We start from the raw sequence: 25,839 nt of genomic DNA, 5'->3' as shown, positions 1-25,839 counted from the left end.
CGGTCTACCAGATCGTCCTGACGTGAGGATAGCGCCTGATTTTCTCGTCGGCGGTCACAAGGGGCACGGCCAGCTTCTGGCAGGTGGCCACGATGTAGCGGTCGGCCGGATCCCTGTGAAACGCATCGCCCAATTGCGTGCTTCGCACCGCGATCTCATTGTCGATCGGAACGTACTCGACCGCGCCGATGCGGCCGACTGTCGCAAGCCACCGCATGGGATCGTCGGCAATTACCAGGCGGCGGCGGGCGACGAGAAGCGCGATCTCCCAGGCGGTGATCGAGGAGACGTAGACCTTTCCGCCGCCGCGCGCATCGTCGAGCGCTCTTTTCGCCGCTGCGCTCAGTTTCCCCGTCTCGCCGGTCACCCACCAGACGAGCACATGCGTGTCGATGGCAATCATTTGAGCGCTTCCCATTCCTCCTCGTCGACAGGATCGAATGGCCGCTCGTAGAACGTTACCGATCCCTTGAGGATTTCGAACGGATCGCGCTCATCCGTGTCCGCCTCCAGTTTCCGAATCTCAAGGCTCGGCCTGCCGTGATCGGTGACAATCAGCGGTTCGCCTGTCGCCTCGACCTGTCGAAAATACTCAAGCGCACGCGCCTTGAACTGCGATTTAGAGACTTGCACCGTCACCTCCGACCTCCGTGAAAGCCCGGACAAGCTAGCTCCGAAAATGACCATGGTCAATGACCATGGTTATCATAGGCAATCTCAGAGCATCCCTCACGCCAGCGGCCTGATCCGCAACCTCGTGATGCGGTTCTTGTCGCGCTTCATGACGATGAAGCGCTTGCCGAAGAAGGTGAAGGCCTGCTTTTCCTCCGGGATGGACTGCGTCTCGTGGATGACGAGGCCGGCAATGGTCGTCGCCTCCTCGTCGGGCAGATCCCAGTCGAGTGCCCGGTTCAGGTCGCGGATCGGCACGGAACCTTCGACGACGATCGAGCCGTCCGCCTCCTGCTTGACGCCCTGGACCTCCACATCGTGCTCGTCGGAAATGTCGCCGACGATTTCCTCGATGATGTCTTCCAGCGTGACCAGGCCCTCCACCTCGCCATATTCGTCGACGACGATGGCGATATGCGCTTTTCGCCGCAGGAAGGCGTTGAGCTGGTCCTGCAAGGTCGTGGTATCGGGCACGAACCAAGGCTTAGACGCCACCTTGCCGATGTCGATCTTCCGGTAATCGTTCTCCACGTCGCCCAGCGCCCTGAGCAAATCCTTGGCATGCACCACGCCGACGATGTTCTCCGTCGAGCCGCGCCAGATCGGAATGCGCGTGTAGGGGCTCTGCAGGATTTCCCGCACCACCGCCTCCGGCGCCTCGTCGGCATTCACCGAGCGCATGTTCGTGCGGTGGATCATCACGTCGGAGACTTCGAGCTCGTGCAGGTCGAGCAGGCCGCCGACCCGGTCGCGGTCCTGCTTCACCACCGCGCCCTCGCGGTGCAGCACCTCGACCGTGCCGCGCAGTTCCTCATGCGCCGACAGCATCGATTCGCCGCTCATGAGATTGACGCCGAAGACCGACAGAAGCAGGCGCACCACGGCGTTGGCCAGCGACGACAGCATTCCGAACAGGAACACCGCGATGCGGGCGAAAGGCGCGACGCTGAGGGCAAACTGCTCCGGCCGGGCCAGCGCCCAGGATTTCGGCAGGATCTCGGCGAAGATAACCAGCAGAACGGTCATCACCACCGTCGCATACAACACGCCGGCATCGCCGAACAGCCGCAGGAACAGGCTGGTGGTGAGCGCCGAGGCGAGGATGTTGACCAAATTATTGCCGATCAACAGCGCACCGACCAGCCGGTCGCGGCGCATGATCAGCCGGCTGACGATGTCGGCGCGCTGGTCGCCATTGGCCTCCAGCGTGTGCAGTCTGGCGCGCGACACGGCCGTCATGCCCGTCTCCGTGCCGGAAAACAGGAAGGACAGGACGATCAGGCCGAGAATGATGCCGCCGGTGATCCAGATCTCGGGCGTCATTGGCGGAGATTCTCCTCGAGGAAGGTAAGAACTTGGCTGGCCGGCACGTCCTTCGCCACGAAGGACCGGCCGATCCCGTGGGTGAGAACGAAGGTCAGCGCGCCGCGCGCGACCTTCTTGTCCTGCGACATATAGGTTAGAAACTGCTCGGCGCCAGGCAGGCCGCCCGGCACGTCGGAGAGTTTCGTCGGCAGGCCGACCGCCGACAGATGCGCCTCGACGCGGTCCGCATCGTCCGGGCTGGCGAGATTCAGACGGGCGGAGAAGCGATGCGCCAGCGCCATGCCGATCGACACGCCCTCGCCATGCACCAGCCGCGCGCTGTCATAGGAGGTGGCGGCCTCCAGCGCGTGGCCGAATGTGTGGCCCAGATTGAGCAATGCCCGGTCGCCGGCCTCGCGCTCGTCGCGCGCCACCACGTCCGCCTTGGCGCGGCAGGCCTGGGTGATCGCCTCGACCCGCGCGTCACCGCCGGCAAACACGGCCTGCCAGTTCTGTTCCAGCCAGGCGAAGAAATCCGGCCGGTCGATCAGCCCGTATTTGGCCATTTCCGCATAGCCGGCGCGGAATTCGCGCCCGGGCAGCGTATCGAGCACTTCGGTATCCGCCAGCACGAGTTGCGGCTGGTGGAACACGCCGACCAGGTTCTTGCCATGCGCCGTGTTGATGCCCGTCTTGCCGCCGACCGAGGAATCCACCTGCGCCAGCAGCGAGGTCGGCACCTGGATGAACCGCATGCCGCGCCGGACGATGCCGGCGGCGAACCCCGCCAGATCGCCGACGACGCCGCCGCCAAGCGCGATGATCGCATCGCCGCGCTCAAGCCGCGCGTCGAGAATGCCCGCCACCACATCCTGCAGCGTGTCGAAACCCTTGGATTTCTCGCCCGGCGCGACAGTGATCGCCTGCGCTTCGACGCCGGAAGCCGCAAGGCTCGCCTGCATCGCCGCCAGATGGTGCGCGGCGACGTTGGCGTCGGTGACGATGGCGGCGCGGATGCCCGGCAGACGCCGGGCGACTTCGGCGCCGGCGCGCCCTATGAGGCCGGGCCCGATGAGAATGTCATAGGAGCGGTCGCCGAGCGAAACCCCGACCGTGACCGGCGCTGTCATTGTCTCGCTCACCTGGGTCTCGCTCACCTGGGTCTCGCTCACCTGGCGTCTCCCTCGGCGCCTTGTCCGGACTTCTGTCTCAGGGCTTCCTCCTCTAGAGCATTTTGCAAGTCAGGTGATTTCACCTGGCGCCCGCATAAATGCGGAAAAACAATCAGATAGAGCGTCCTTTATGCGTCCGAACGGACGCATGGCGCTCTAGATGGGCTTGCAGCGCGGCAATCACCTCGCCGGCAATGATGTCCTTCGGCTCGTTGCGCGAATTGACCACCATATCGGCCTGCGCATAAAGCGGATAGCGCTCTTCCATCAGCCGGCTCAGCACCGCCTCCGGATCATTGTTGTTGAGCAGCGGCCGCGTGGTCTTGCGCCCGACGCGCTCGACCAGCGTCGGCAGATCCGCCCTCAGCCAGACGGAGACGCCGCGCCGCGCCACCGCCCGCCGCGTGGCCGGGTTGACGAAGGCACCGCCGCCGGTCGAGACGACGCGCGGCCCCGTCTTCAGGAGCCGGGCGATCACCCGCCGCTCCAGCGCGCGGAACTCCGCTTCCCCATAGGCGGAGAAGAGATCGGCGACCGTCATGCGTGACACGTCCTCGATCTCATGGTCGCTGTCGATGAAGGGCAGGCCGAGCATTTCGGCGACGCGCCGGCCGATCACCGTCTTGCCGGCGCCCATCAGCCCGACAAAGACGACGGAGCGCGCGCCCAGCCTTTGGCCAAGCGTCGCGAGGTCGGAACTTGCAGCAATGTCGGTGACAATCATGATCGCGCCTTTGTCCGTCGGTTTCGACACAAAAGCCCTGATCCGTCAAGCCGTCCGGGGACTATCGGGTCGCGGCGATCCTCCCGCAGCCGGCCCGCAGGCTTGCCCCGAACTTGCCCCGAACTTGCAATGAACGGGTCGGCATCCCATAACGGGACGGGGCAAGACAACAGCAGAACCGGGGCAAAAAGAGATATGCCGACGCTTTTTCGGCTAATCGTGATCATCGCCGTTCTGGCGGGGCTGGTCTATGGTTCCATGCTGGCGCTGGTGGCGTTCGTCGAGCCGCAGACCGCCGAGATCAGCGTGCGCGTTCCCGCTGACAAGCTGAACCCGCCGCGATGAGCCCGACCGTCTCCAGCGCCGCCCGCATCGAGGCGTTCCTCGAAATGATGGCCGCCGAACGCGGCGCCAGCGACAACACGCTTTCCTCCTATCGCCGCGACCTGGAAGACGCCGCAGCCCATATCGGCGCGGCCGGCGGCCGGCTGTCAGAGGCCGCGCCCGACGATCTGCGCGCCTTCCTGGCCTCCCTGTCGGCCCAGGGTTTCGCCGCCACCACCCAGACGCGGAAACTCTCGGCGCTGCGTCAGTTCTTTCATTTCCTCTATACCGAAGGGCTGCGCGCCAACGACCCGACCGGCGTCCTCGACAGCCCGAAAAAAGGCCGCCCCCTGCCCAAGACGCTGAGCGAGGAGGAGACGGAAAAGCTGCTCGAAAGGACCGCCGCCGAGGCGCACGAAGCGCCACCCGGCACACCGGCCCATCTGGCGGCGCTGCGCCTGCACGCCCTGCTCGAAGTGCTTTACGCATCCGGCCTGCGCGTGTCCGAGCTGGTCGGCCTGCCGGTGACGGTGGCGCTGCGCGACGAGCGGTTCTTCGCCGTGCGCGGCAAGGGCGGCAAGGAGCGCATCGTGCCGCTTTCGGCCAAGGCGCGAACGGCGATGCAGGCCTGGCTGAAGGAGCGCGCCACGCGCAAGGCGCTGGCCGACAGCCCGTGGCTGTTTCCCTCCGGCTCGCACAGCGGCCACCTGCCGCGCCAGGTGTTTGCCCGCGACCTGAAGGCGGTGGCCGCCCGCGCCGGCATCGCCACGGCGAAAATCTCGCCGCATGTGCTGCGCCACGCTTTCGCCAGCCATCTGCTGCAGAACGGCGCCGACCTGCGCGCGGTGCAGGAATTGCTGGGTCATTCGGACATATCGACCACGCAGATCTACACCCACGTGCTTGAAAAACGCCTGACGGAACTGGTTCAAAAACACCATCCGCTTGCCGATTAGGCTGATCACCGTTATGTGGGGCGTCGTTTCCAGAGCAATTCCAGGAAAAGCGGGAACTGGTTTTCCGTCCTGAATTGCGGAAAACAATGAGAGGCAACACGCCCGTGTTCAACCGTGAGATGCCTTGTCGCAGTGTCTCGTGTCCGATTTGGCGAGTGAATGTATAATTATCTCGATTTTGAAAAACCGGTCGCCGATCTCGAAGGCCAGATTCTCGAGCTGAAGAAGCTCGCCGAAGCCGGCGAGGCGGTGGATGTCGCCGATGAGATCGCCCGCCTCGAAAAGCGCTCGAAGGATGCGCTGAGCGAGATTTATCGCGCCCTGACGCCATGGCAGAAGGCGCAGGTGGCCCGCCATCCCGACCGGCCGCACTGCATGGACTACGTCAACGCCCTGTTCACCGAATTCACGCCGCTGGCCGGCGACCGCGCCTTTGGCGAGGACCAGGCCGTGGTGGCCGGCTTTGCCCGGTTCAACGGCGAATCCGTCGCCGTCATCGGCCAGGAAAAGGGCAATGACACGCAAAGCCGCCTGAAGCACAATTTCGGCATGGCGCGGCCCGAGGGCTATCGCAAGGCCGTGCGCGTGATGGAACTGGCCGACCGTTTCGGCATCAAGATCGTCAGCCTCGTCGATACGACGGGCGCCTATCCCGGCATCGGCGCCGAAGAGCGCGGCCAGGCCGAGGCCATCGCCCGCTCCACTTCGGTATCGCTTGGCCTGAAAGTTCCGAACATCGCCGTCATCATCGGCGAAGGCGGCTCCGGCGGCGCCATCGCCATCGCCACCGCCAACCATGTCTACATGCTGGAGCATTCGATCTATTCGGTGATCTCGCCCGAGGGTGCGGCTTCGATCCTCTGGCGCGACACGACGCGCGCCAAGGATGCCGCCACCAACATGAAGATCACGGCGCAGGATCTGGCCGGCCTGAAGGTCATCGACGGCATCGTCGCCGAGCCCCTGGGCGGCGCGCACCGCGGACCGCAAGCGACGATCAAGGCGGTCGGCGAGCAGATCGAAAAGGGCTTCGCCGACCTGACGGCGAGCAACATGGACTACCGCGAGCACCGCCGCGAGAAATTCCTGGCCATCGGCCGCAATCTCTGACGACGGCGCTAGTGCAACGCTTCGCTTGAAATGAAGGCTTTTCCTTCATTTCAAGCGAAGCAAAGTTGCCCTAGAATCAATATTCTAGTGGCCTGCTTGTCCCAGTCCAAACCTGTCGGTTTGGCTGGGGCAGGACACTGGAGCATTTATGCGGAAAAACAAAGAGATAGACCGGTTGCGGTGATCAGGCAGCGGACACGGTCTTGCGCACTGGCCGCTCGACGACCCTGATCGTGCCGCTGTCCCCGCCGCCGCAGAACAGGTGGCCGCTCCCATCGGCTTCGAGCCCGGACACGCCCATTCCCGCGGGCAGGTCGAGTGTCGCCAGGACTGCGCCGGTTTCGGGATCGATGCGCCTCAATTCGTTCTTATCGCCTTCCCAGGTTCCATGCCAGAGCTCGCCATCGACCCAGGTTACCCCGGTGACGAAGCGGTTCGATTCGATCGTCCGCAGGACGGCGCCCGTGTCGGGATCCACCTGGTGGATCTTCCGCTCGCGATACTGCCCCACCCACAGCGCCCCTTCGGCCCAGGCAAGACCAGAATCGCCGCCGTTTCCAGGCGCCGGGATCGTCGCCAGCACATCGCCCGTCTCGGGATCGATCTTCTGGATCCGGTCTTCGGCGATCTGGAACAGGTGCTTGCCGTCATAGGCGGTGCCCGCCTGCGCGGCGACATCGAGCGACCGCGATATCGCGCCGCTCTCCGTGTCGAGCGCATTCAATTTCGTACCGGAAGCGAACCAGAGCCGCGTGCCGTCATGGGTGACCCCATGCACGGCGTCGATGTTCCGGAACGGCCCGTATTCGCGAAGGATTCTCGCAGCTTGTCTCATCGATGCCTCCATTCGAAAGTGGGGTGATGCCGGATCAGCTTCTCTCAACCCGGCTTGAACCCACACTACCCGCCGGGAAGCCGCACCGGGAGTAACAAGGTTGTCGGGAATCCCGGCACCGGTGGTGTTACCCATCGCCGCGCCCGCCCACGCCCGAAGGATTGCACCTTGCCGGCCCGGCCAAGCTGCTCCAGCGCGCGCTGCACGGTGCGCGGACTGACATCCAGCGCCAGCGCAAGCGCCGAACTCGACCACGCCTCCCCGTCGGCCAGCAGGGCCAGCACCGCCGCGTGATCGTCGTCCACCGGGCGCGCCAGCACGGCAACCGCGCCATTGCCGCGGGGCACGAGCGCAAATCCCCGCCTGGTCGCGCTGATGCCGGCGAGCGTTCGAAGCTGGGCGCGCAGCCGCCCGATCTCGACCCGCAGGCGCGCGCGGTGCGATTCATCCGCTTCCTTGGCCCGGAAGGCCGTTGCAACCAGCGCGTCGCGCGAAACGTCGCCGGGCCAGGCTTCGGCAAGCAGCCGGACGAGAGAAAACAGGACGGGGCGCCGTTCGAGCGAAACCACCCTGCCCTTGCTGCGGACGGCGTGGCGGCAGGCATCGACGATGAACGTCTCCGACGCCAGAAGCGCTTCGACATCGCCGAGCGAAAGAAGACGCTCCGTGCCGGCCGTCACCAGCCGCGCCGCCGGCGTATCGAAGGCAAGCCGAGCGCTCTCGACCTCCGCCGTCAAGGCGGGAATGCCAGCGTCTCGCGCGGCATTTTCGGCACGGGCGAGCGCCGCGCCCGCCACATCCGCCTTGACGCGCCGCATGGCGATGCCCGCGACGACAAGCTCGAAGGCGGCCCTCGCCGGCAGCGGAAGGTGAACGGGATCCAGCGCGGCAACCCCGCTTTCGGCTTCGTCGAGGCGCCCGATCAGGAGAAGCCGGCGAATTCCGAGATAGCGCGCATAGGCGGCATTTGCCAAATCGCCACGCCCTTCAAGTGTGTCGCACGCCTCCTGCAGCGCCTTGGCCGGCCAGGCCAGGTCACGCGAGACAAGCGCGATTTCCGCTTCGGCCAGCACGCAGCGCGCTCGGGCCGTTCTTTCCCTGGGGCCGAAAGCGCGCCCCGCGCGCCGCAGCAGAAGCTTTGCGCGGTCGAGATCGCCAAGCTGCGCCATCGCAATGCCACGCAGCGCAAGCGCCGGCGCGTCATCCCGCAGGGCGACGCGGTTCAGCGCGCCGAGCGGATCTCCCGCCGCAAGAGCAAGACCCGCTGCCGTGATCAGGGAGTCCATTTGAATCGCGTCACGATTGTCACTTTCACCCCTCGAAGCAGCACGCTTAGCTTAGCCGACGACCCGCCGCCGGCAAGTCGCGCCGGCAGGAATGACTGGCTGCGCGCTGGCGCTGGCGATCATCGGGCTCGGGCTTCTGATCCTCATTGCCTGACGTCCGGTCGGCGGCGGCGCCCACGCGGACCGCTTTTACAGGACCTTGCGCAGGAAGGCGGCGGTGCGCGGGTCTTTCGGCTTCGTGAACATCACCTCCGGCGGCCCCTGTTCGACGATCCGCCCGCCATCCATGAACAGCACACGGTCCGAGATGTCGCGGGCGAACTGCATTTCATGGGTGACGATCAGCATGGTCTGGCGCGCGTCGGCAACGCGTTTCAAGAGTTGCAGCACCTCGTCGATCCACTCGGGGTCGAGCGCCGAGGTGGGTTCGTCGATCAGCATCAGCTCGGCATCCGCCGCCATGGCGCGGCCGATGCCGACGCGCTGCTGCTGGCCGCCGGACAGGGACGCCGGATAGCTGTCGGCTTTCTCGGTGAGGCCGATGGTGGACAGGATTTCGTCGGCGCGCGCATGCGCCTTCGCCTTGTCCCAGCCGCGCACCGTGATCAGCCCCTCGGCAATGTTGTCGCGCGCCGTCTTGTTGGCAAACAGCGCGTAATTCTGGAAAACGAACGAGGTCTGCCGGCGGATCGCCCGCTGTTCGTCGGCGCTCGCCGTCTTTGCATCGACGCGCACAGGGCCGACGGTGATCAGGCCCTCATCCGGCTTCTCGAGGAAATTCAGCGAGCGCAGGAGCGTCGACTTGCCGGTGCCCGACGGGCCGATGACGGCCACCCGCTCGCCCGCTTCGATCTCGAGGTCGATGGCGTCGAGCACGGTGTTGGTGCCGAAGCGCTTGGTGAGGCCCTTGACCGAGATCATCGCGCATGCGCCTTTCCAAGCCGTGCCTCGAGCTGGCGCTGCACCACGGTCAGCGCCTCGACGATGACCCAGTAGATGAGGGCGACGAGGATGAAGGCCTCGAAATAGAGGAAGCTGCCGGCAGCCTCCTTCTGCGCCGCGCCCATCAGCTCCGTCACGCCGAGCGTGAAGGCGAGCGATGTGCTCTTGATGATGTCGACGAAGTAATTGACCAGCGTCGGCGCGGCGATGCGGGCTGCCTGCGGCAGGATGATGCGGCGCATCATCTGCGGCGTCGTCATGCCGACCGACAGCGAGGCTTCCCACTGCGACCGGTCGACGCCGATGATCGCCGCGCGGATGCTCTCGGCCATATAGGCGGAGAAATGCAGGGTCAGCCCCATGATCGCCGCCGTCACGCCATTGATGGCGGTGAGGAAGGAGAAGACCTGCGGCAGGCCGTAATAGAACAGGAACAGCTGCACCAGAAGCGGCGTGCCGCGAAAGAAGCTGATGAAGACCTGGGTGAAACCATCCAGCAGCGGCACCCGCGTGACGCGGACGATCGCCATCAGCGAGGCCAGCGCCAGCGCGCACACCATGGCCACCGACGCCATGGCGAGCGTCAGCGGCACATATTTCAGAAGGACGGGGACGAGCCCCAGCATGTAGTCGAGATCAAGCGGTCTCACGGGTCTGGCTTCTCGTCTGGCGGGACAACGGGTTCGGCAGCACCATAGCAGCAAATGCCGGTGCTGCCCCTCATCGATGCGGGGTAAGGAAAGGCGGTGCCGGCGCGGGAGATGTGCCGTTCAGGCATGGATGCCCGGCTCGGGGGCCGGGCATGACGAATTGTGGGAAGGCGTGAGCAAGTCTCCGGCCCGGCGATTGACGCCAACACCCCTGCCATTCGTCACCCTCGGGCTCCGACCCGAGGGTCCTGCCGGAACGAGCAATCGCCCTGCCCGTCATCCGCAGCCTTAGCGCAACGGCGCTACTTGGTAATATCAGCCCCGAACCACTTTTGCGAAATCTCGCTGAGCTTGCCGCTCTCCTTGAGCTTGGCGATTGCCGCGTCGACGCGGTCGCGCAGCGCCTTGCCTTCGTCGTCGTTGCGGAAAGGCAGCGCGTTGCGGATTTCCGAGAAGGGCTGGCCGGCAAGCGCCAGCGGCAGCGGCGTCTCCTTGATCACCTGGGTGGCGCTGACCCGGTCCATGACGAAGGCGTCGACGCGGCCGAGCGCCGTATCCTGCTCGAGATTGCTCTCATAGGTCTTGATGTCGATCTCGTCCGCATAGGGCAGTTCGCGCAGGAGCTGCTCGAAATTGGAGCCGAGATTGACCGCCACCTTGCGCCCCTTGAGGCTTTCGGGGCCGGTGATGTCGCTCTCATTGCCCTTTTTCACGACCACCTGCGCGCCGTCGATCACATAGGGCTGCGAGAAGGCGAATTTCGCCTCGCGCTCCGGCGTCACGGTGATCTGGTTGGCGATCGTGTCGATGCGCTTCGCCTCCAGCGCGCCGACCAGGCCCGAAAAGCTCATGGTGACATACTCGACCTGGTCGCCGGTCTCGGCGGCGACGGCATCCATGAAGTCGACCTCGAAGCCCTGCAGCTTGTCCTGCTTGACGAAGGTGAAGGGGAAATAGCCGCCCGACATGCCGACGCGGATGGTCTCCGCCTGGGAGAGAGAAACGGTGGCGGCGAGAAGCGCCGCAGCAAGTGTCAGTCTACGCATTGAAATCTCCGCTGCGCCCGAGCGCATCTGGTTGATGAAGCGTCGCGAAGATAAGGCCAAAAGTATGGTTTTCTATAGGGACGGCGATCTGAGCGCATAAAAAGCAATACAGTACTACGATATTGCCTGAGTACAGGATGAAAATCCCTTTCTCCCGCGCTTGCAGGCATAGGATCGCATCGGTCTTCACCTGGGCGGCGGGCCGCACAGTCGCTGCCGGGGATTGCCTTCCACGCTCACGTCAAATAGAAGCCGTTAAATCGCCACAAACAGGCAGAGAATGCCGCGCTACAGCATTTTGCAGTCAGGTGGAATCACCGGGCGTCCGCATAAATGCTGAAAACAAGGAGACGGGCGGGGCGGCGTTCCATAGAAATGATGAGCCAGTCGGAGGCCTCCTGTTCGGCGAAATGCCTAACGATGTGGGTAATGATTTCTAAAGCATGAGCGTTCATTTTCCATAAGCGGACTTTCATCGTAGAATCGTCGCGCGGGGCCCAATAAGGCGGGACACGAACACCACCCATGACACGCCTGATCAAATACGCACTTTTCCTTTCGGCAGCGCTGGCGCTGGCCGGCTGCAACGAGACGCTCGAGGATATTTCCCCCAAGGCCGAGCGCCAATTGCCCGCGAGCATCGTCACGGCGATGAAGGCCAAGGGCATGAGCAAAAGCTCGCCCGTGATGATGCGCATCTTCAAGGAAGAGGGGAAGCTCGAGGTCTGGAAGGCCAAGCAAAACGGCCGCTACGACATGATCGCCAGCTACGACATCTGCAAATGGTCGGGCAAGCTGGGGCCGAAATTCACCGAGGGCGACCGCCAGGCACCGGAGGGATTCTACACCGTGCGCCCGGCGCAGATGAACCCGAAATCGAGCTACTACCTGTCGTTCAACATGGGCTTTCCCAATGCCTATGACCGCGTCAACGGCCGCACCGGCCAGCACCTGATGGTGCACGGCGCCTGCTCGTCCGCCGGCTGCTACTCGATGACCGACGACCAGGTGGCGCAGATCTACGCTTTCGCCCGCGACAGCTTCAAGGGCGGCCAGCGCGACTTTCAGATCCAGGCGTTTCCCTTCCGCATGACGCCGGAAAACATGGCGCGCTACCGCGGCGACCCGAACTACGGCTTCTGGAAGATGCTGAAGGAAGGCTACGATCATTTCGAGCTGACCAAGGTCCCGCCGAAGGTCGATGTCTGCGAGAAGCGCTATGTGTTCAACCAGAGCGCACCCGAGGGCGAGAGTTTCACGCCGGCCGGCGCCTGCCCGCCGACCACCCAGCCCGATTCGCTGATCATGGCCTATCAGCAGTACCAGACCCAGTACGACAAGGCGTTCTCCCTGGCCCTTGGCGCAAGCGCCAGGGCCCAGCCGGCACCGACCATCGCCGGGCACAAGGAAGCCCTGCTCGTGGCCGATTGGAGCAAGCGCCGCGCCCGTGGCGAGCGCGTCTCGCGCGAACCGCCGAGCCTGGCCACGACCGCGGTCGCCGAGGCGCCCAGGCCGGAAACCCCCGCTGCAACGCCATCGGTTGCCGCGACGGCGTCGGCCTATACGGCCAGCCCCGATCCGCAGGGCCTGCAGCGCGCCGCCGAGGCTGTCTCCGGCCAGCCGGCGACGCCCGTGACGGGCGAGGCCGCGCCGATGACCAGACCGATGACCACCGGCGCCATACCGGCCCCCAGCCCGCGCCCCGAAGCGGCCGAGGCTGCGCCCGCACCGGCGGCCGAGCAGAAAACCGGCTCGGTGCGCCGCCGCTTGTGGAACCTGTTCGGCGGTTGAGCGTGACGGCTGACCCGGAGATTTACGACCTGAAAGGGCTGAACTGCCCGCTGCCCGTGCTGAAGGCGCGCAAGCGCCTGGCCGGCATGGCGCAAGGCGCACAGATCTGGCTGGAAACCACCGATCCGCTGGCGGTCATCGACATCCCCGCCTTCTGCAGCGAGCACGGCCACCAGTTGATCTCGACGCAAACGGCACGAAGCGGGCACCGCTTTCTGATCGAGCGCGGCTCGGGCATTTAACAGTCAGCTGGGATCACCTGACGTCCGCATAAACACGGAGATGAGCGTCCTTGTATGGCGCTTGTCATGATACACGACGCAATAGTTTGTACCCCATTGCATTGACGTGGATGCGTGGTTCGACAAGCTCACCATGAGGGATGTTGGACTTTGCAGGGCGTCTGGTTCCGCAACGTCGCGGATGGTTTTGCAGCCATATATCCACCCTCATGGTGAGCTTGGCAGGGAGCCTCAATCCGAAACGTTGCAGATGGGCTTTGCAACCATGCATCCCCCTCATGGTGAGCTTGTCGAACCACGCACGACGCTGTTGCCGCACGATCGAAATCGGCATGCCTCGTGTACTATGGTGAAAACCGCTCTGAAATCAGCGACGAAAGCCGGCAATCGCCAACGGATTGTCCTCGAGCGCCGAACGGTCGGGCGTGTCGATGCGTGCTTGCCCGGTAAAGGCGGCGAACACCCCCTGGATATAGCCGGCGTCCAGCCCGGTGCCGATGATCACCAGCCGCACGCCGCGCTGTTCGTCGGGCCAGGCATCCAGATATTGCGGCGGATGCAGCATCTGCCTGACGCCCTGCACCACCAGCGGCCACGCCGGCGTCTCGACCGTCTCGACAATGCCCTTCAGGCGCAGCATGTCCGCGCCGCACTGGCTGCGCAGCAGGTCGAGGAAGTTTTCCAGCGCGGCGAGCGAAATCGGCTGGCCATGGCCGAGAAACACCGTGTCGAACGCCGCGCCGTGGTCGTGGTCGTGGTGACCATGATGATGGTGATGTGCCCCGGCATCGCGCAGCGCCGCGGCGGCCCGCGCCCCGGCGTCGAGCGCGCTGCAATCGACCAGCGCGGAAGCCGCTGCCTGCCGGGCGTCCAGACGCTCCACGCCGGGAGCCAGCGCGTCGAGGCGGGCGGCCAGAACCGCCAGCGTCTCGGCGTCGGCGCTCTGCGCCTTGGTCAGCACCAGGCGGTCGGCGACGGCCACCTGGCGGCGCGCTTCTTCATGCCCGTCGAGGGTTTGCGCGCCGTGCAGGGCGTCGATGACCGTGACGATGCCGTCGATGCGGAAGGCCTGCGACAGGCCCGGATGGGCCGCCAGCGCCTGCAGGACGGGGATCGGATCGGCAAGGCCGGTCGTTTCGATGACGACACGCCTGAGACGCGCGATCCGCCCCTCGGCCAGCCGTGCTTCCAGCCCCTCCAGCGTTTCCACCAGCGCGCCGCGCACCGTGCAGCACAGGCACCCGTCGGAAAGCTCGATGACGCCGTCGCAGGATTGCTCGACCAGCAGATGGTCGATCCCCACCGCACCGAACTCGTTGACGATCACCGCCGTGTCGGCCAGCGCCGCATCCTTCAGCAATCGGTTGATCAGCGTCGTCTTGCCGGCGCCGAGAAAGCCGGTCACCAGCGTCAGGGCGATCCTGTCGGCCATGCTTCTAGCCGCCCTGGGCGGTGGCCGGCACGGCGATGGCGAGCGGATAGTCGGGACGCGGCGTCGGGATCGGCACATTGGCGTAGCGCGGCGCCGTCGATTCCGGCCCCGTGGCACCCCCCAGCCCGACGACCACCGGACGCGGCTCATGCTCCAGCGCCGTGATGTAGGGCGAGCGGACGATCAGCCGGCCTTCGTCGTCGCGCTCCTCGATGCGCGCCTTGACCGCCTCCTGCGAACAGACCTCCGGCCGCAGGTCGACGACGACATTGCGGGTCTCGCCATAGGAGGCCAGGCTTTCGATCGTCGGCGCGGCCAAGGCCTGGGCCTGGAAGCCCTTGGCGAGCAGCCGCGCGGCTTCCTCGCCACGCGTCACCTGCGAGGTGGCGCCGAGCACGATCGCCGCCAGCGTGCGGCCGTTGCGCGTCGCCGTGGAAGCCAGGTTGAAGCCCGATGCGCAGATATAACCGGTCTTCATGCCGTCCGCGCCGGCAAAACGGCCGATCAGCCAATTGTAGTTCGGCATGACCTTGTCGCCGGCCTGGATCGCTTCGAGCGAGAAATAATGGGCATGTTGCGGAAACTCCGTGCGCAAGGCACGCACCAGAACGGCCAGGTCGCGTGCCGTGGTGTACTGATCGGTCGAGTAGAGCCCATGCGCGTTGACGAAGCGCGAGCCCGTCATGCCGAGCTGCTCGGCCGCAGCATTCATGCGGCCCGCAAAGGCCCGCTCGGACCCGCCGACGCTTTCGGCGATCGAGGTGGCGATGTCGTTTGCCGACTTGACCATGATGATCTTCAGCGCGTTGTCGAGCGTCAGCACGGAGCCGGCCGGATAGCCCATCTTGCTGGGCGGCTCCTTCGCCGCATTGGCCGAGACGCGGACGGGCGAGTTGAACTGCATCTCGCCGGCCTTGACCGCGCGGAAGGCGACATAGGCCGTCATCAGCTTGGTCAGCGAGGCCGGATACCAGCGCTGAAAGGCATTGTCGTGCGACAGCACCTTGCCGCTGCCGACATCGATGACGATGGACGATCCCGCCGCCGCGGGGAAAAGCGCCGCTCCCAGACCGAGGAACACAACCGCCGAAAGCGACACAACACGACTTGCAAAACTCATTTTCTTATCCGAATCCACGACCAGCAAAAACGCCACCTGCCAGCACTCTCTCAGGGATCGATGATGTTTTTTCGACACCCGCGGGCTTCGCCAGTGGTGCGATCCTGACAGATGGTACCCATCTGTTAGGAGAAATCGCCCCACCAGATCAATAGCTTGTCGGCTGACTTATCGAAACGGATGGGCACCATCTGTATCGCTCAGACCACTAGCATCCCTTCAGGCTATAGTCATTTAACCCATTTCCCGACGGCTTGGCAAAGGCCCGGCCATCGTTGGAACGCGACTGGCGAGACGCGCGCTGGCAGCACGCCACGATGGCCGCCAGGCCCTGTTCCCGCCAATGGCCAATGCGCTTGGCAATATCCCCTGCAATCATGCATTGTCCCGTCCTGGTGGTCTGACCGAAACAGATGGTGCCCATCCGTTTCGATAAGTCAGCCCACAAACTATTGATCTGGTGGGGCGATTTCTCCTAACACATGGGGACCATCTGTCAGGATCGCACCACTACGGATTTCAGGATCGAGAGTTCAGCAAGACCAGCCCACCGGCCGCACGCCGCAACGCCGCATCCAGCCGACCATGAGGCCCCAATCGGGGCGAAAATTTGAAGGGAAAGCCTCAAATGCCGATTTTAAACCGCGCCGCCGAACTGCAGGAAGAAATCGCCGAATGGCGCCGCGACATTCATCGCAACCCTGAACTTCTCTTCGACGTGGAGCGGACAGCCGGCTTCGTGGCGGACAAACTCAAGGCATTCGGCTGCGACGAGATCGTCACCGGCCTTGGCCGCACCGGCGTTGTCGGTGTGATCAGGGGCAATCGCGGCGACGGCCCGGCAATCGGCCTGCGCGCCGACATGGACGCCCTGCCGATGACCGAGCTGACCGGCAAGCCCTGGGCCTCCACCGTGCCCGGCAAGATGCACGCCTGCGGCCATGACGGGCACACCGCCATGCTGCTCGGCGCCGCCAAATACCTGGCCGAAACGCGTAACTTCAAGGGCAGCGTCGCCGTGATCTTCCAGCCCGCCGAAGAAGGCGGCGGCGGCGGCAACGAGATGGTCAAGGACGGCATGATGGAGCGCTTCGGCATCGAGCGCGTCTTCGGCATGCACAACATGCCGGGCCTGCCGGTCGGCCAGTTCGCCATTCGCCCCGGCCCGATCATGGCGGCGACGTCGGAATTCGTCATCACCGTCAAGGGTCGCAGCGGCCATGCGGCCATGCCGCACACGGTGATCGACCCGATCCTGGCGGCGAGCCAGATCGTCACCACGTTGCAGAGCATCGCCTCGCGCAACGTCCACCCGCTCGATTCGGTCGTCGTCTCCGTCACCAAGTTCCATGCCGGCGACGCCTTCAACGTCATCCCCGATCAGGTCGAGCTGGCCGGCACGGTGCGCACGCTGAAGAAGGAGATCAACGCCGAGGCCGAAAAGCGCATGAAGGCGATCTGCGAGGGCGTGGCGGCCGCCCACGGCGCGACCGTCGACGTACAGTACGACGCCAACTATCCCGTCACCTTCAACCACGCCGAGGAAACCGTCTTCGCCAGCACGGTGGCGGGCGAGATCGCCGGCGCGGCCAATGTCGAGACCGACGTGACGCCGACCATGGGCGGCGAGGATTTCTCCTACATGCTCGAAGCCCGTCCCGGCGCCTTCATCTTCATCGGCAATGGCGACACGGCGGCGCTGCACAACACCGGCTACGACTTCAACGACGAAGCCATTCCGCACGGCGTCAGCTACTGGGTGCGGCTGGCCGAAAAGGCGCTGGCCGCCTGACATCCGGCCGAAACGGACGGCGGGCGCGGCCGTCCATCCGGCAGTCTGGCACGCATTTCATCTTGGCGAAGCGCGGCCTTGGCGCTATGAGAAGCGCACGCGGTCCCGTAGCTCAGTAGGATAGAGCATCAGATTCCTAATCTGAGGGTCACAGGTTCGAATCCTGTCGGGATCGCCATCTCTTCATTGTACAGCCGGAAGTGATCGGCAGGCCGGTCCGCCGCCATGCCGCTTCCCGTCGATCATCAACCCAGTCATTGCGGGGCGCCAAGGTCCCAATACAGCCCCGCCATCAGCCCCAGGGCCTGTTCGGCAAGGGCGATCGGCAGGTGCTCGTCCGCGGCATGCTGCAGGCAGCCCGGATAAGAGTGCGGGATCCAGACCGTCGGCAGGCCAAGGTCGCGGGCGAAGATGTCGTTCGGCAATGACCCGCCCAGATTGGGCAGGATGGCCGGCTTTACGCCATGCGTGCGCTCGATCGAGCCGGCGACCCGGCCGACCCAGGGGTGATCCGGATCCAGCCGCGTGGCGAGGAAGATCGCGTCGTGCGGCTCGTGGACGACGACGCGCGGGAAGCCCGCTTCGGCCAGGGCGCGCCGCACGGCCGGCACCACCGCATCGACATCGACGCCGACGGGAAAGCGGAGTTGCAGCCGCGCGCGCGCCGAGGGCGGGATGGCATAGAGCGGCTGGGCGAGATTGCCGCATTCCATCTCCATCACCTCGAAACTGCTCCAGGCGAAAACCTTCTCCTCCGCCGTCAGTCCCGGTTCGCCCCACCACGGCTCGATCGCCGGATCGCCCGGCTGCGGCGTGACCTTCAATTGGGACAGGTGCGCGCGCACATTCGGCGGGATGCCGTCCGGCGTCAGGTCGCGCACGAGGATTTCGCCGCTCCGGCCGATCAGCGCGGCGATGGCATGGCAAAGCTCGACGCCGGGATTGCTGAGCAGGCCGCCCCAATTGCCCGAATGCTGGAAACTCTCGCGCGCCTTGATCTCGATGTAGAACGAGATCCCGCCGCGCGCGCCGAGGAACAAGGTCGGCTGGTCGGCGGCAAGGCGCGGGCCGTCGGAGGCGATCAGCACATCGGCCGCCAGCGCCGGCGCATTCTGCGCGCAGATTTCACGCAAGCCGAGCGAGCCGGATTCCTCGCCCATCTCGATCAGGTATTTCAGGTTGAAGCCGAGACGGCCCCTGACGGCGAGCAACGCCTCCAGCGCCGTCAGGTTGACGTTGAGCTGGCCCTTGTTGTCGGCCGTGCCGCGACCATACCAGCGCCCGTCGCGTTCACCGAGCGTGAAGGGAGAGAGCCCGGCGCTCCAGCCGTCGAGCCCGGCGACCACATCGCCATGGCCGTATTGCAGGATGGTCGGCAGGTCGGCGCCCTCGATCCGCTCCGCCAGCAGGCATGGACCGGGCGCCTTCTCGTGAACCAGGAGCCGGGTGGAGAACCCCATGCGGGTGAAGACGGGGATCATTTCCTCGTCGAGAAAGCGCTGCAATTCGGGCCTGGCCTCGGCCACGCGGCTTGCCGATCGTATGGCGACAAACCGCGCCAGCCGGTCGCGGAACCGTCCATCGGCAATCGCCGATCGCGCCTGCCCGATCGCCGCGTCCCGGCTCACGCCGACACCGACAGGCTTTGCGGCACCAGATCGAAATGGCAGCGCACCTCGCGCGAGCCCTCCCGCCGCAAGGGCGGCGGCGTCTCGGCGCAGATGGCGGCGGCATGCGGGCAGCGCGTGCGGAAGCGGCAGCCGGACGGCGGCCGCGACGGGTCGGGCAACTCGCCCGGGATCGGGTGCAGCGTGCGGTCGCTGGCGTCGAGGTCGGGCGCGGCGTCGATCAGCAGGCGCGTATAGGGATGTTTCGGGTCGGTGAAGATCTCATCGGCCGTGGCGAGCTCGACCAGATGGCCGAGATACATCACGCCGATCCTGTCGGCCATCAGCCGGACGACGGACAAATTGTGCGTGATGAACAGGCTGGTCAGCCCAAGCCGCGACTGCAGGTCGCGCAGGAGATTGAGGATCTGCGCCTGCACCGAGACGTCGAGCGCGCTCGTCGGCTCGTCGAGGATCAGGAAATCGGGTTCGCCGGCCAGCGCCCGGGCAATGGAAATGCGCTGGCGCTGGCCGCCGGAAAAGGCTTGCGGGAATTTCGCCCCGTCGGCCGCCGACAGGCCGACCTGCTCCAGCAGTTCGGCGACGCGGGCGGGAATCTCCCGGGCCGGGCGCAGGCGATGCGCCTTGATCGGCTCGGCGATGATGTCGCGCACCCGCCAGCGTCCGTTGAGCGACGAGAAGGGATCCTGGAACACCATCTGCAGGCGCGGCCGGGCGCCGCGAAAGGCGATGGTGCCGGAGGATGCCTGCATCAGCCCGGCGACCATCCGCGCAAGGGTGGATTTGCCGCAGCCCGATTCGCCGACCAGGCCGAGGACCTCGCCGCGATGGATCGACAGGCTGACATCGCAGACGGCCTGCAGGCCGCGCGGCTTCCGGCCGGCCAGCCTCTCCATCAGGCTGGCGCTGCCGCCATAGGTCTTCGAAACGTCATCCAGCGCGAGGACTTCCGCCGATGTCATGGGACATCCTTTCGCTGCAACGGGTGGAAGCACGCGGCGGCCCCATCGCCAAGCGGCGAAAGCGGCGGCGCCATCGACAGGCAATCCGCCTTCGCCCGCACGCAGCGGGGATGGAACGCGCAGCCTGACGGCAGGGCGCCGATGCCGGGCATCGCGCCCGGTATGGCCGTCACCTGCATCCGGCCCTCATGGTCCGGCGCCGGCGTGGCGGCCATCAGCCCGGCGGTGTAGGGGTGGCGCGGCGCTTCGAACAGGGTGCGCGTCGGCGCCGTCTCCACCACGCGCCCTGCGTAAAACACCGCGACGCGGTCGGCCATCTTCGCCACCACGCCGAGATCATGCGTGATCAGCAGCATCGCCGCGCCGGTCTCGGCGTGCAGCGTGCGCATCAGGTCGAGCATCTGCGCCTGGACCGAAACGTCGAGCGCCGTGGTCGGTTCGTCGGCGATGACGATGTCGGGCTCGGCACACAGGGCGAGCGCGATGACGATGCGCTGGCGCTGGCCGCCGGACAATTCGTGCGGCGCGGCGTCGAAGACGCGCCGTGGGTTGGGCAATCCGACCCGCTCGATCCAGTCGAGCGCGCGGCTGCGCAAAGCGCCGCGGCCAAGCTTGAGATGGGTGCGCATCGTGTCGGTCAGTTGCCGGCCGATCGACAGCACCGGGTTGAGGCTCGTCATCGGGTCCTGGAACACGAAGCCGACGCGCTTGCCGCGCACGCGCCGCATCTCGGCAGGCCGCATCAGGTCGAGCCGGTCGCCGCCGAGCGATATGGCGCCCGATGCGCGACGCAGCGGCGGAACGAGGAGATCGATGATTGCCGCGCCGGCGACCGATTTCCCGGCGCCGCTTTCGCCGACGACGCCGAGCACCTCGCCGGCCGCGACATCGAACGACACCGCGTCGAGCACCGGCAGGTGCATGCCGGCGCGCGTCAGCGTGATGCTCAGGTCGCGAACCTGGAGCAGGGGCTGCGAACTCATGAACGCCCCCGCAGTTTCGGATTGAAGTGATCGCGCAGATGGTCGCCGAGCACGTTGACGGCGATCACCAGCAACACCAGAACCAGGCACGGCCAGGCGGAAATCCACCACTCGCCCGATTGCAGATAGGCGTTGCCGTTGCGGATCAGCGCGCCGAGCGACGGGTGGGTCAGCGGGATGCCGATGCCGAGAAAGCTCAGCGTCGCCTCGGTGATGATGGCGATGCCCAGATTGATCGTGGCGATCACCAGCACCGGCGCCATCACGTTCGGCAGGATATGTTGCAGCACGATGGCGATCTTGCTGCGCCCGGTGACCAGCGCCGCCGCCACATAGTCATGGTCGCGCTCGACCATGACCGACGAGCGTATGGTGCGGGCGAACTGGACCCACAAGGCGATGCCGATGGCGAAGATGACGATGGTGATCGCCAGCCCCGCGCTGCGCTCCCGGCCATAGACGGCGGTGGCGATGCCGTCGATCACCATGGCGAGCAACAGCGCCGGATAGGCGAGCTGCACGTCGGCGATGCGCATGATGACGGCATCCGTCCGACCGCCGACGAAGCCTGACAGAAGTCCCAGCGCACCGCCGAGCACAAGCCCGATCAGCACCGAGCTGACGCCGACGATGATCGACGTCCTCAGCCCGTAGGCCATCGCCGTCAGGAGGTTGCGGCCCTGGTCGTCGGCGCCGAGCGGAAAGCGCGGATTGCCCCCTTCCATCCAGACCGGCGGGGTAAAGGAATCCATGATCGACATGCCCGACAGCCGGAACGGATCGGCGGCGAACAGCGGCACCACGAGGGCATAGAGGAACAAGCCGACGATCACCGCGGCCGCCATGCTGGGGCCGGGCGCCGAGCGCACGGCGTGCAGCGCGCCCCGGACCGCGGTCATGCCCCCCTCCGCTTCAGCCGCGGATCGATCAACGGGTAGGAGAGTTCGACCGCAAGGTTGATGAGCATGTAAACGGCGCCGACGAAGATCAGATAGATGGCGATGACCGGTATGTCGGCGGCCTGCACCGACTGCAGGAAGAGCGAGCCGAGGCCCGGCCAGGCGAAGACGCTTTCGGTGACCACCGAGAAGGCGATGATGTTGCCGAGTTGCAGGCCGAGCATGGTCACGGTCGGCAGCAACGCGTTGCGGATCGCGTAGACGAACCAGATGCGCGCCTCGCTGAGCCCGCGCGCCCTGGCGAAGCGGATGTGTTCGCTCTGGCCGACCTCCATCAGCTGCGTGCGCAGCATGCGGATGACGAAGGTCATCTGGAAGGCCGCAAGCGTGATCGCCGGCAGGATGATCGCCCGCCAGCCCGACCAGGTCAAAAGGCCGGTTTCCAGGCCGCCGATGCTCACCGTCTGGCCGCGGCCGAAGGAGGGAAGCCATCCGAGCTGCACGGAAAACACGGCGATGAGCAGGATGCCGACGACGAAATTGGGCAGCGTGATCCCGGCGATGGAGACGAACATGATGACGCGCGAGACCAGCGCCTTGGGCCGCACGCCGCACAATATACCGGCCGGAATGGCGATGAGTATGGTGATGACGAGGCTGGCGATGGCCAGCTCCGCCGTCGCCGGCAGGCGCTCGAGGATCATGCCGCCGACCTCTTCCTGCGTCCGGTAGGACAGGCCGAAATCGCCCTGCACGATCCCGCCGAGAAACGACAGGAAGCGCTGCATCAGCGGCTGGTCGAGGCTGAGGCGGGCGATCAGCGCATTGCGCTCGGCCATCGTCGCGTCCGGCGGCAACAGCACGCCGAGCGGATCGCCGAGCGTCGCGATCAGCATGAACGCGACAAAGCTGATCACGAGCAGAACGAGAATGGTCTGCAGAACGCGTTCGACGGCATGCAGGATCATCGCGTCGCGGTCTCTGCCAGGCGCAGGAGGAAGTCCGTGCAGGCGGCCATCTGCTCGATGGCGATGCTTTCGTCCGGCTGATGCGCATCGGCGATGGAGCCCGGCCCCACCACCACGGAGGGCACGCCGGCAGCGGCGAAGATACCGGCCTCCGTCCCGTAGGGGACGGCGCGCGGCGCATCGCGCCCGAGCAGCGACAGGATCTCCGCCTCCAGCGCCGCATCGCCGCTCGGCGCGAGCGGCGGAATGCGCGCCTGGATGTCGAAGCGGATGCCCGCGCCGGCGTCGACGGGTTTCATCCCCTGCTCCAGCCGGTCGGCGAAGGCGCGCATCCGTTGCAGGACCTGATCGTCGCTTTCGCCGGGGACCAGCCGCATTTCCCAGAAGAACTTGCAATGCTCGGCCAGAATGTTGCCGTGGCTGCCGCCCTCGATCTGGTTGACCTGGATGGTCGAATAGGGCGGATCGAGCGCCTCGAAAAGCGGCCCCTGGCGCATGCCCGCATAGATCGACGAAATCTCGCCGATCAGTTCGGCGGCGATCATGACCGCATTGACGCCGCGCTCGGGCTGCGAGGAGTGGCCGGGCTTGCCCGTCACGTGGCACCAGCCGATGCAGCCGCCCTTGTGGGCGTTGACCATATCCATGCTGGTGGCCTCGCCGATGACGGCCAGGCGCGGCTTTGCATTGGCGCCGACCCATTCGGCCATCGGTCCGACGCCGGTGCAGCCGACCTCCTCGTCATAGGAGAAGGCGAAATGGATCGGGACTTTCAGGTTCATCGCCGCCATTTTCGGCAAAGCGGCGAGGCAGCAGCCGAGAAAGCCCTTCATGTCGGTGGCGCCGCGGCCGACCAGCCGGCCGTCGCGCTCGCGCAGGGTCCAGGGGTCGCCGGACCAGTCCTGCCCGGTGACCGGAACGACGTCCGTATGGCCGCTGAGCACGATCCCGCCGGGCGCCTCCGGGCCGATCGTCACCAGCACATTGGCTTTCTCGCCCGACGGATCGGCGAAGCGGCGGATGCGGGCGCCATGGGCCCGCGCCAGCCCTTCGACATGCTCGACCAGCGCCAGGTTGGAGGCCGAGCTCACCGTCGGAAAGGCGACGAGCTCCGCCAGCCGGCGGGCGAAATCGACGTCTCCGCTCATTCCGGCACCGTGAACCAGGCCAGCGGGTAGGCGAGGTCGGCAAGCTGGACCACCTCGACGCCCTCCTTCAGCCCCCAGAGGATCTGGAGCTGGTGGATCGGGATGTAGGCCGCATCCTCCTTGAGGATCGTCAGCGCCTCGGTCATCAGGGCGCTGCGCTTTTCCGGATCGGTCTCGGCGCCGATTTCGGTGGCGAGACGGTCGATCTCGGGATTGGAGTAGCCGCCAATGTTGAACACGCCGCGCCCACCCTCGGGATCGCGCGTTTCGGCCAGCCCGGTGAGGAACTGGTGCGCATCGTAGGTGTTGGGCGAGTAGCTGAGCATGGCGAAGGAGGTGTCGTAGCCGGGCGGGTTGATCTGCTGCGCCCAGCGGCTCGTCGCCTGCGTGCGCGGCGTGACCTGGATGTTGATCTGCGACAGGAACGAACCGATGGCGATGCAGGTCGCCTCGTCATTCATGAAGCGGTCGTTGGTGCAGTCGAGCGTGACGGCGAAACCATCGCCATAGCCGGCCTCCTGCATCAGCGCTTGCGCACGCTCCAGGTCGGGGGCGACAGGCGTGCTGAGCTCCTCGGTGGATCCCTCGACCTCCTTGGCGATCGGCAGGCCGACCGGTGTCGCGTAGCCGCGCATGATGCGCTGCTGGATCGCCTTGGTGTCGATGGCCAGTTGCATGGCCTGGCGCACGCGCTTGTCCTTGAACGGATTGCTCTCGGCCCCGCCGCCATGGATCAGCGTGTCGCGGGCGACGTCGGGCTGCAGGTAGACCGTGCGCAGGTCGGGCGTGGCCGCGATCTTCAGCCCTTCGGTCTCCTCGATGCGCTGCGTATCCTGCGGCGGCACGCCGTCGATCATCTGCACCTCGCCCGAGATCAGCGCGGAGACGCGCGTCGACGGATTGGCGATGACGTAGAAGATCGCGTGATCGATGTTGCCGCCGATCTCGCCCCACCAGTCCGGATTGGCCGTGAACTCGGTCTTGACGCCTGGGTCGCGCGCCGAGATCACATAGGAGCCGGTTCCCATCGTGTTGCGGTTGGCGAAGCCCTCGGTCGAATTGTCGGCCTTGCCCGGTTCCTCGGCGCCGTTCTCGACCGCCCATTCCTGGTCCATCATGAACCAGTTGACGATCTGGTTCGGCAGGATCGGGTTGGTCTTCTCGGAGATGAAGCGCACGGTGAAATCATCCACCTTCTCGATCTGCGCGACGCCGGCGAGATGCGAGGCCATTCCGCCCTTCTTGGCGCGCTCGAAGGAGAAGACGACATCGTCGGCGTTGAACGAATTGCCGTTCGAATAGGTGACGCCCTGGCGCAGCTTGAACTCCCAGGTGAGCGGATCGACCTGCGACCATTCGGTTGCCAGCACCGGCTGCAACGAAAGATCCGGCCCGCGCTCGACAAGCGGCTCGTAGACATTGCGCAGCACGGCGAAGACCAGCGTGTTGGAGATCGCGTGCGGGTCGAGCGTGTAGGCATCGAGCGGGCCGGCGAAACGGAATTCAGCGGCGTTGGATGGGATGGCCGCGCTGGTCAAAAGAATGGCGGCGACGGTCTTGGCGGCAAAGGCGATACGCGGACGAAACATGCAGTTCTCCCTCGTTAGACCGGTTCAGCGTTTCCATGAAATGCTGAACCGGTCCATCTCGTTGTTTTTCCGCATTTATGCGGATGTCAGGTGATTCCACCTGACTGCAAAAATGCTCTGGCAACCGACAGCCCCCCTCGGGCGGACCGGCCGCGACCCCTCGTTTTCGTGCGGGCTGGGCCGACGATAAGCGATCAAAACAAGGATGCAAGCAAAATTTGATCAAATGCTCATATTGGCCGATCCCGAACCGGAACCAAGCA

The 25,839-nt window shown here is 65.6% G+C and carries 25 protein-coding genes and 1 tRNA gene; 7 read left to right on the top strand and 19 right to left on the bottom strand.

Features of this window, described 5'->3' with window-relative positions; translation table 11 throughout:
* Positions 1 to 4: 4 nt before the first annotated feature.
* The 5 genes from AB843_RS01095 to AB843_RS01075 form a co-directional block, all read right to left on the bottom strand.
* Positions 5 to 403: a type II toxin-antitoxin system VapC family toxin gene (locus tag AB843_RS01095; protein ID WP_048644925.1), complete on the bottom strand. Its 399-nt coding sequence runs from the start codon at positions 401 to 403 to the stop codon at positions 5 to 7.
* Entirely contained in the window at positions 400 to 639 is a 240-nt protein-coding gene (locus tag AB843_RS01090; protein ID WP_206412761.1) for a type II toxin-antitoxin system Phd/YefM family antitoxin, read from the bottom strand. The genes AB843_RS01095 and AB843_RS01090 overlap by 4 nt, the downstream gene beginning before the upstream one ends.
* Positions 640 to 729: 90 nt before the next feature.
* Positions 730 to 1,995 (bottom strand): HlyC/CorC family transporter, encoded by a 1,266-nt coding sequence (locus AB843_RS01085; RefSeq protein WP_048644923.1) that lies wholly within the window; start codon positions 1,993 to 1,995, stop codon positions 730 to 732.
* Positions 1,992 to 3,107 (bottom strand): 3-dehydroquinate synthase, encoded by a 1,116-nt coding sequence (gene aroB, locus AB843_RS01080; RefSeq protein ID WP_048645185.1) that lies wholly within the window; start codon positions 3,105 to 3,107, stop codon positions 1,992 to 1,994. The genes AB843_RS01085 and aroB overlap by 4 nt, the downstream gene beginning before the upstream one ends.
* A gap of 154 nt (positions 3,108 to 3,261) precedes the next feature.
* Positions 3,262 to 3,873: a shikimate kinase gene (locus AB843_RS01075; RefSeq protein WP_048645184.1), complete on the bottom strand. Its 612-nt coding sequence runs from the start codon at positions 3,871 to 3,873 to the stop codon at positions 3,262 to 3,264.
* Between the two features lie 195 nt (positions 3,874 to 4,068).
* Between AB843_RS01075 and AB843_RS01070 the strand changes: the two genes are divergently transcribed.
* The 3 genes from AB843_RS01070 (at position 4,069) to AB843_RS01060 (ending at position 6,263) form a co-directional block, all read left to right on the top strand.
* Positions 4,069 to 4,218, top strand: coding sequence for a hypothetical protein (locus AB843_RS01070; RefSeq protein WP_048644922.1), 150 nt, complete (start codon positions 4,069 to 4,071; stop codon positions 4,216 to 4,218).
* Entirely contained in the window at positions 4,215 to 5,153 is a 939-nt protein-coding gene (gene xerD, locus AB843_RS01065) for a site-specific tyrosine recombinase XerD (RefSeq protein ID WP_048644921.1), read from the top strand. Before AB843_RS01070 ends, xerD begins: the two co-directional genes overlap by 4 nt.
* 159 nt (positions 5,154 to 5,312) lie before the next feature.
* On the top strand, positions 5,313 to 6,263 hold the full coding sequence (locus AB843_RS01060) for an acetyl-CoA carboxylase carboxyltransferase subunit alpha (RefSeq protein WP_048644920.1): 951 nt from the start codon (positions 5,313 to 5,315) through the stop codon (positions 6,261 to 6,263).
* Positions 6,264 to 6,447: 184 nt separating this feature from the next.
* On the opposite strand, the gene AB843_RS01055 is transcribed toward AB843_RS01060, so the two are convergent.
* From AB843_RS01055 to AB843_RS01035, 5 genes are all read right to left on the bottom strand, one after another.
* The gene (locus AB843_RS01055; RefSeq protein WP_087587014.1) at positions 6,448 to 7,098 is read right to left on the bottom strand and encodes a Vgb family protein; all 651 of its coding nucleotides are present in this window, start codon (positions 7,096 to 7,098) and stop codon (positions 6,448 to 6,450) included.
* 65 nt (positions 7,099 to 7,163) lie between these two features.
* Positions 7,164 to 8,384 carry a DNA-binding protein gene (locus AB843_RS01050; RefSeq protein WP_048644918.1) on the bottom strand — a complete coding sequence of 407 codons (1,221 nt, stop codon included), beginning with the start codon at positions 8,382 to 8,384 and terminating at the stop codon, positions 7,164 to 7,166.
* A gap of 189 nt (positions 8,385 to 8,573) precedes the next feature.
* Positions 8,574 to 9,305 carry an amino acid ABC transporter ATP-binding protein gene (locus AB843_RS01045; protein WP_048644917.1) on the bottom strand — a complete coding sequence of 244 codons (732 nt, stop codon included), beginning with the start codon at positions 9,303 to 9,305 and terminating at the stop codon, positions 8,574 to 8,576.
* Positions 9,302 to 9,976 (bottom strand): amino acid ABC transporter permease, encoded by a 675-nt coding sequence (locus AB843_RS01040; RefSeq protein ID WP_048644916.1) that lies wholly within the window; start codon positions 9,974 to 9,976, stop codon positions 9,302 to 9,304. The genes AB843_RS01045 and AB843_RS01040 overlap by 4 nt, the downstream gene beginning before the upstream one ends.
* Positions 9,977 to 10,278: 302 nt before the next feature.
* On the bottom strand, positions 10,279 to 11,022 hold the full coding sequence (locus tag AB843_RS01035) for an amino acid ABC transporter substrate-binding protein (protein WP_048645183.1): 744 nt from the start codon (positions 11,020 to 11,022) through the stop codon (positions 10,279 to 10,281).
* A 525-nt stretch (positions 11,023 to 11,547) separates the two neighbouring features.
* On the opposite strand from AB843_RS01035, the gene AB843_RS01030 reads away from it, so the two are divergent.
* Together AB843_RS01030 and AB843_RS01025 are read left to right on the top strand one after the other, a co-directional pair.
* Entirely contained in the window at positions 11,548 to 12,813 is a 1,266-nt protein-coding gene (locus AB843_RS01030; protein WP_048644915.1) for a L,D-transpeptidase family protein, read from the top strand.
* Positions 12,814 to 12,815: 2 nt separating this feature from the next.
* Positions 12,816 to 13,055: a sulfurtransferase TusA family protein gene (locus AB843_RS01025; protein WP_048644914.1), complete on the top strand. Its 240-nt coding sequence runs from the start codon at positions 12,816 to 12,818 to the stop codon at positions 13,053 to 13,055.
* Between the two features lie 367 nt (positions 13,056 to 13,422).
* On the opposite strand, the gene AB843_RS01020 is transcribed toward AB843_RS01025, so the two are convergent.
* On the bottom strand, positions 13,423 to 14,487 hold the full coding sequence (locus tag AB843_RS01020) for a CobW family GTP-binding protein (protein ID WP_048644913.1): 1,065 nt from the start codon (positions 14,485 to 14,487) through the stop codon (positions 13,423 to 13,425).
* Positions 14,488 to 14,491: 4 nt separating this feature from the next.
* Positions 14,492 to 15,607, bottom strand: a complete 1,116-nt coding sequence (locus tag AB843_RS01015) for a D-alanyl-D-alanine carboxypeptidase family protein (RefSeq protein WP_053086083.1) — start codon at positions 15,605 to 15,607, stop codon at positions 14,492 to 14,494.
* Between the two features lie 628 nt (positions 15,608 to 16,235).
* On the opposite strand from AB843_RS01015, the gene AB843_RS01010 reads away from it, so the two are divergent.
* Positions 16,236 to 17,399, top strand: a complete 1,164-nt coding sequence (locus AB843_RS01010; protein WP_048644911.1) for a M20 aminoacylase family protein — start codon at positions 16,236 to 16,238, stop codon at positions 17,397 to 17,399.
* Positions 17,400 to 17,500: 101 nt separating this feature from the next.
* Positions 17,501 to 17,577, top strand: a tRNA-Arg gene (locus tag AB843_RS01005).
* 76 nt (positions 17,578 to 17,653) lie between these two features.
* On the opposite strand, the gene AB843_RS01000 is transcribed toward AB843_RS01005, so the two are convergent.
* Genes AB843_RS01000 through AB843_RS00970 form a run of 7 tightly spaced genes read right to left on the bottom strand, consistent with a single transcriptional unit; the run spans position 17,654 to position 25,576 of the window.
* Positions 17,654 to 19,027 (bottom strand): M20/M25/M40 family metallo-hydrolase, encoded by a 1,374-nt coding sequence (locus AB843_RS01000; protein WP_048644910.1) that lies wholly within the window; start codon positions 19,025 to 19,027, stop codon positions 17,654 to 17,656.
* On the bottom strand, positions 19,024 to 19,989 hold the full coding sequence (locus AB843_RS00995) for an ABC transporter ATP-binding protein (protein WP_048644909.1): 966 nt from the start codon (positions 19,987 to 19,989) through the stop codon (positions 19,024 to 19,026). The genes AB843_RS01000 and AB843_RS00995 overlap by 4 nt, the downstream gene beginning before the upstream one ends.
* Entirely contained in the window at positions 19,986 to 20,972 is a 987-nt protein-coding gene (locus AB843_RS00990; protein ID WP_048644908.1) for an ABC transporter ATP-binding protein, read from the bottom strand. The genes AB843_RS00995 and AB843_RS00990 overlap by 4 nt, the downstream gene beginning before the upstream one ends.
* Positions 20,969 to 21,871: an ABC transporter permease gene (locus tag AB843_RS00985; protein WP_048644907.1), complete on the bottom strand. Its 903-nt coding sequence runs from the start codon at positions 21,869 to 21,871 to the stop codon at positions 20,969 to 20,971. Before AB843_RS00985 ends, AB843_RS00990 begins: the two co-directional genes overlap by 4 nt.
* Complete coding sequence (locus tag AB843_RS00980) at positions 21,868 to 22,839, bottom strand: ABC transporter permease (RefSeq protein WP_048644906.1); 972 nt, start codon at positions 22,837 to 22,839, stop codon at positions 21,868 to 21,870. Before AB843_RS00980 ends, AB843_RS00985 begins: the two co-directional genes overlap by 4 nt.
* On the bottom strand, positions 22,836 to 23,987 hold the full coding sequence (gene argE, locus AB843_RS00975; RefSeq protein WP_048644905.1) for an acetylornithine deacetylase: 1,152 nt from the start codon (positions 23,985 to 23,987) through the stop codon (positions 22,836 to 22,838). Before argE ends, AB843_RS00980 begins: the two co-directional genes overlap by 4 nt.
* The gene (locus AB843_RS00970) at positions 23,984 to 25,576 is read right to left on the bottom strand and encodes an ABC transporter substrate-binding protein (RefSeq protein ID WP_048644904.1); all 1,593 of its coding nucleotides are present in this window, start codon (positions 25,574 to 25,576) and stop codon (positions 23,984 to 23,986) included. Before AB843_RS00970 ends, argE begins: the two co-directional genes overlap by 4 nt.
* Positions 25,577 to 25,839: the final 263 nt, after the last annotated feature.

The sequence above is a fragment of the Nitratireductor soli genome (assembly GCF_001050155.1).
GTDB classification, from domain to species: Bacteria; Pseudomonadota; Alphaproteobacteria; order Rhizobiales; family Rhizobiaceae; genus Nitratireductor; species Nitratireductor soli.
This window is presented reverse-complemented; position numbering and strand designations above follow the sequence as displayed.

What these genes read in the sequence shown, in the direction of transcription:
- aroB (WP_048645185.1), bottom strand. Translation starts at nt 3,107, where the DNA reads ATGACAGCGCCGGTCACGGTCGGGGTTTCGCTCGGCGACCGCTCCTAT.
- AB843_RS00970 (WP_048644904.1), bottom strand. Translation starts at nt 25,576, where the DNA reads ATGTTTCGTCCGCGTATCGCCTTTGCCGCCAAGACCGTCGCCGCCATT.
- AB843_RS01030 (WP_048644915.1), top strand. Translation starts at nt 11,548, where the DNA reads ATGACACGCCTGATCAAATACGCACTTTTCCTTTCGGCAGCGCTGGCG.
- AB843_RS01045 (WP_048644917.1), bottom strand. Translation starts at nt 9,305, where the DNA reads ATGATCTCGGTCAAGGGCCTCACCAAGCGCTTCGGCACCAACACCGTG.
- AB843_RS00990 (WP_048644908.1), bottom strand. Translation starts at nt 20,972, where the DNA reads ATGAGTTCGCAGCCCCTGCTCCAGGTTCGCGACCTGAGCATCACGCTG.
- AB843_RS01050 (WP_048644918.1), bottom strand. Translation starts at nt 8,384, where the DNA reads ATGGACTCCCTGATCACGGCAGCGGGTCTTGCTCTTGCGGCGGGAGAT.
- xerD (WP_048644921.1), top strand. Translation starts at nt 4,215, where the DNA reads ATGAGCCCGACCGTCTCCAGCGCCGCCCGCATCGAGGCGTTCCTCGAA.
- AB843_RS01015 (WP_053086083.1), bottom strand. Translation starts at nt 15,607, where the DNA reads ATGAGTTTTGCAAGTCGTGTTGTGTCGCTTTCGGCGGTTGTGTTCCTC.
- AB843_RS00995 (WP_048644909.1), bottom strand. Translation starts at nt 19,989, where the DNA reads ATGACATCGGCGGAAGTCCTCGCGCTGGATGACGTTTCGAAGACCTAT.
- AB843_RS01075 (WP_048645184.1), bottom strand. Translation starts at nt 3,873, where the DNA reads ATGATTGTCACCGACATTGCTGCAAGTTCCGACCTCGCGACGCTTGGC.
- AB843_RS01020 (WP_048644913.1), bottom strand. Translation starts at nt 14,487, where the DNA reads ATGGCCGACAGGATCGCCCTGACGCTGGTGACCGGCTTTCTCGGCGCC.
- AB843_RS01010 (WP_048644911.1), top strand. Translation starts at nt 16,236, where the DNA reads ATGCCGATTTTAAACCGCGCCGCCGAACTGCAGGAAGAAATCGCCGAA.
- AB843_RS00985 (WP_048644907.1), bottom strand. Translation starts at nt 21,871, where the DNA reads ATGACCGCGGTCCGGGGCGCGCTGCACGCCGTGCGCTCGGCGCCCGGC.
- AB843_RS01095 (WP_048644925.1), bottom strand. Translation starts at nt 403, where the DNA reads ATGATTGCCATCGACACGCATGTGCTCGTCTGGTGGGTGACCGGCGAG.
- argE (WP_048644905.1), bottom strand. Translation starts at nt 23,987, where the DNA reads ATGAGCGGAGACGTCGATTTCGCCCGCCGGCTGGCGGAGCTCGTCGCC.
- AB843_RS00980 (WP_048644906.1), bottom strand. Translation starts at nt 22,839, where the DNA reads ATGATCCTGCATGCCGTCGAACGCGTTCTGCAGACCATTCTCGTTCTG.
- AB843_RS01085 (WP_048644923.1), bottom strand. Translation starts at nt 1,995, where the DNA reads ATGACGCCCGAGATCTGGATCACCGGCGGCATCATTCTCGGCCTGATC.
- AB843_RS01035 (WP_048645183.1), bottom strand. Translation starts at nt 11,022, where the DNA reads ATGCGTAGACTGACACTTGCTGCGGCGCTTCTCGCCGCCACCGTTTCT.
- AB843_RS01055 (WP_087587014.1), bottom strand. Translation starts at nt 7,098, where the DNA reads ATGAGACAAGCTGCGAGAATCCTTCGCGAATACGGGCCGTTCCGGAAC.
- AB843_RS01060 (WP_048644920.1), top strand. Translation starts at nt 5,313, where the DNA reads ATGTATAATTATCTCGATTTTGAAAAACCGGTCGCCGATCTCGAAGGC.
- AB843_RS01070 (WP_048644922.1), top strand. Translation starts at nt 4,069, where the DNA reads ATGCCGACGCTTTTTCGGCTAATCGTGATCATCGCCGTTCTGGCGGGG.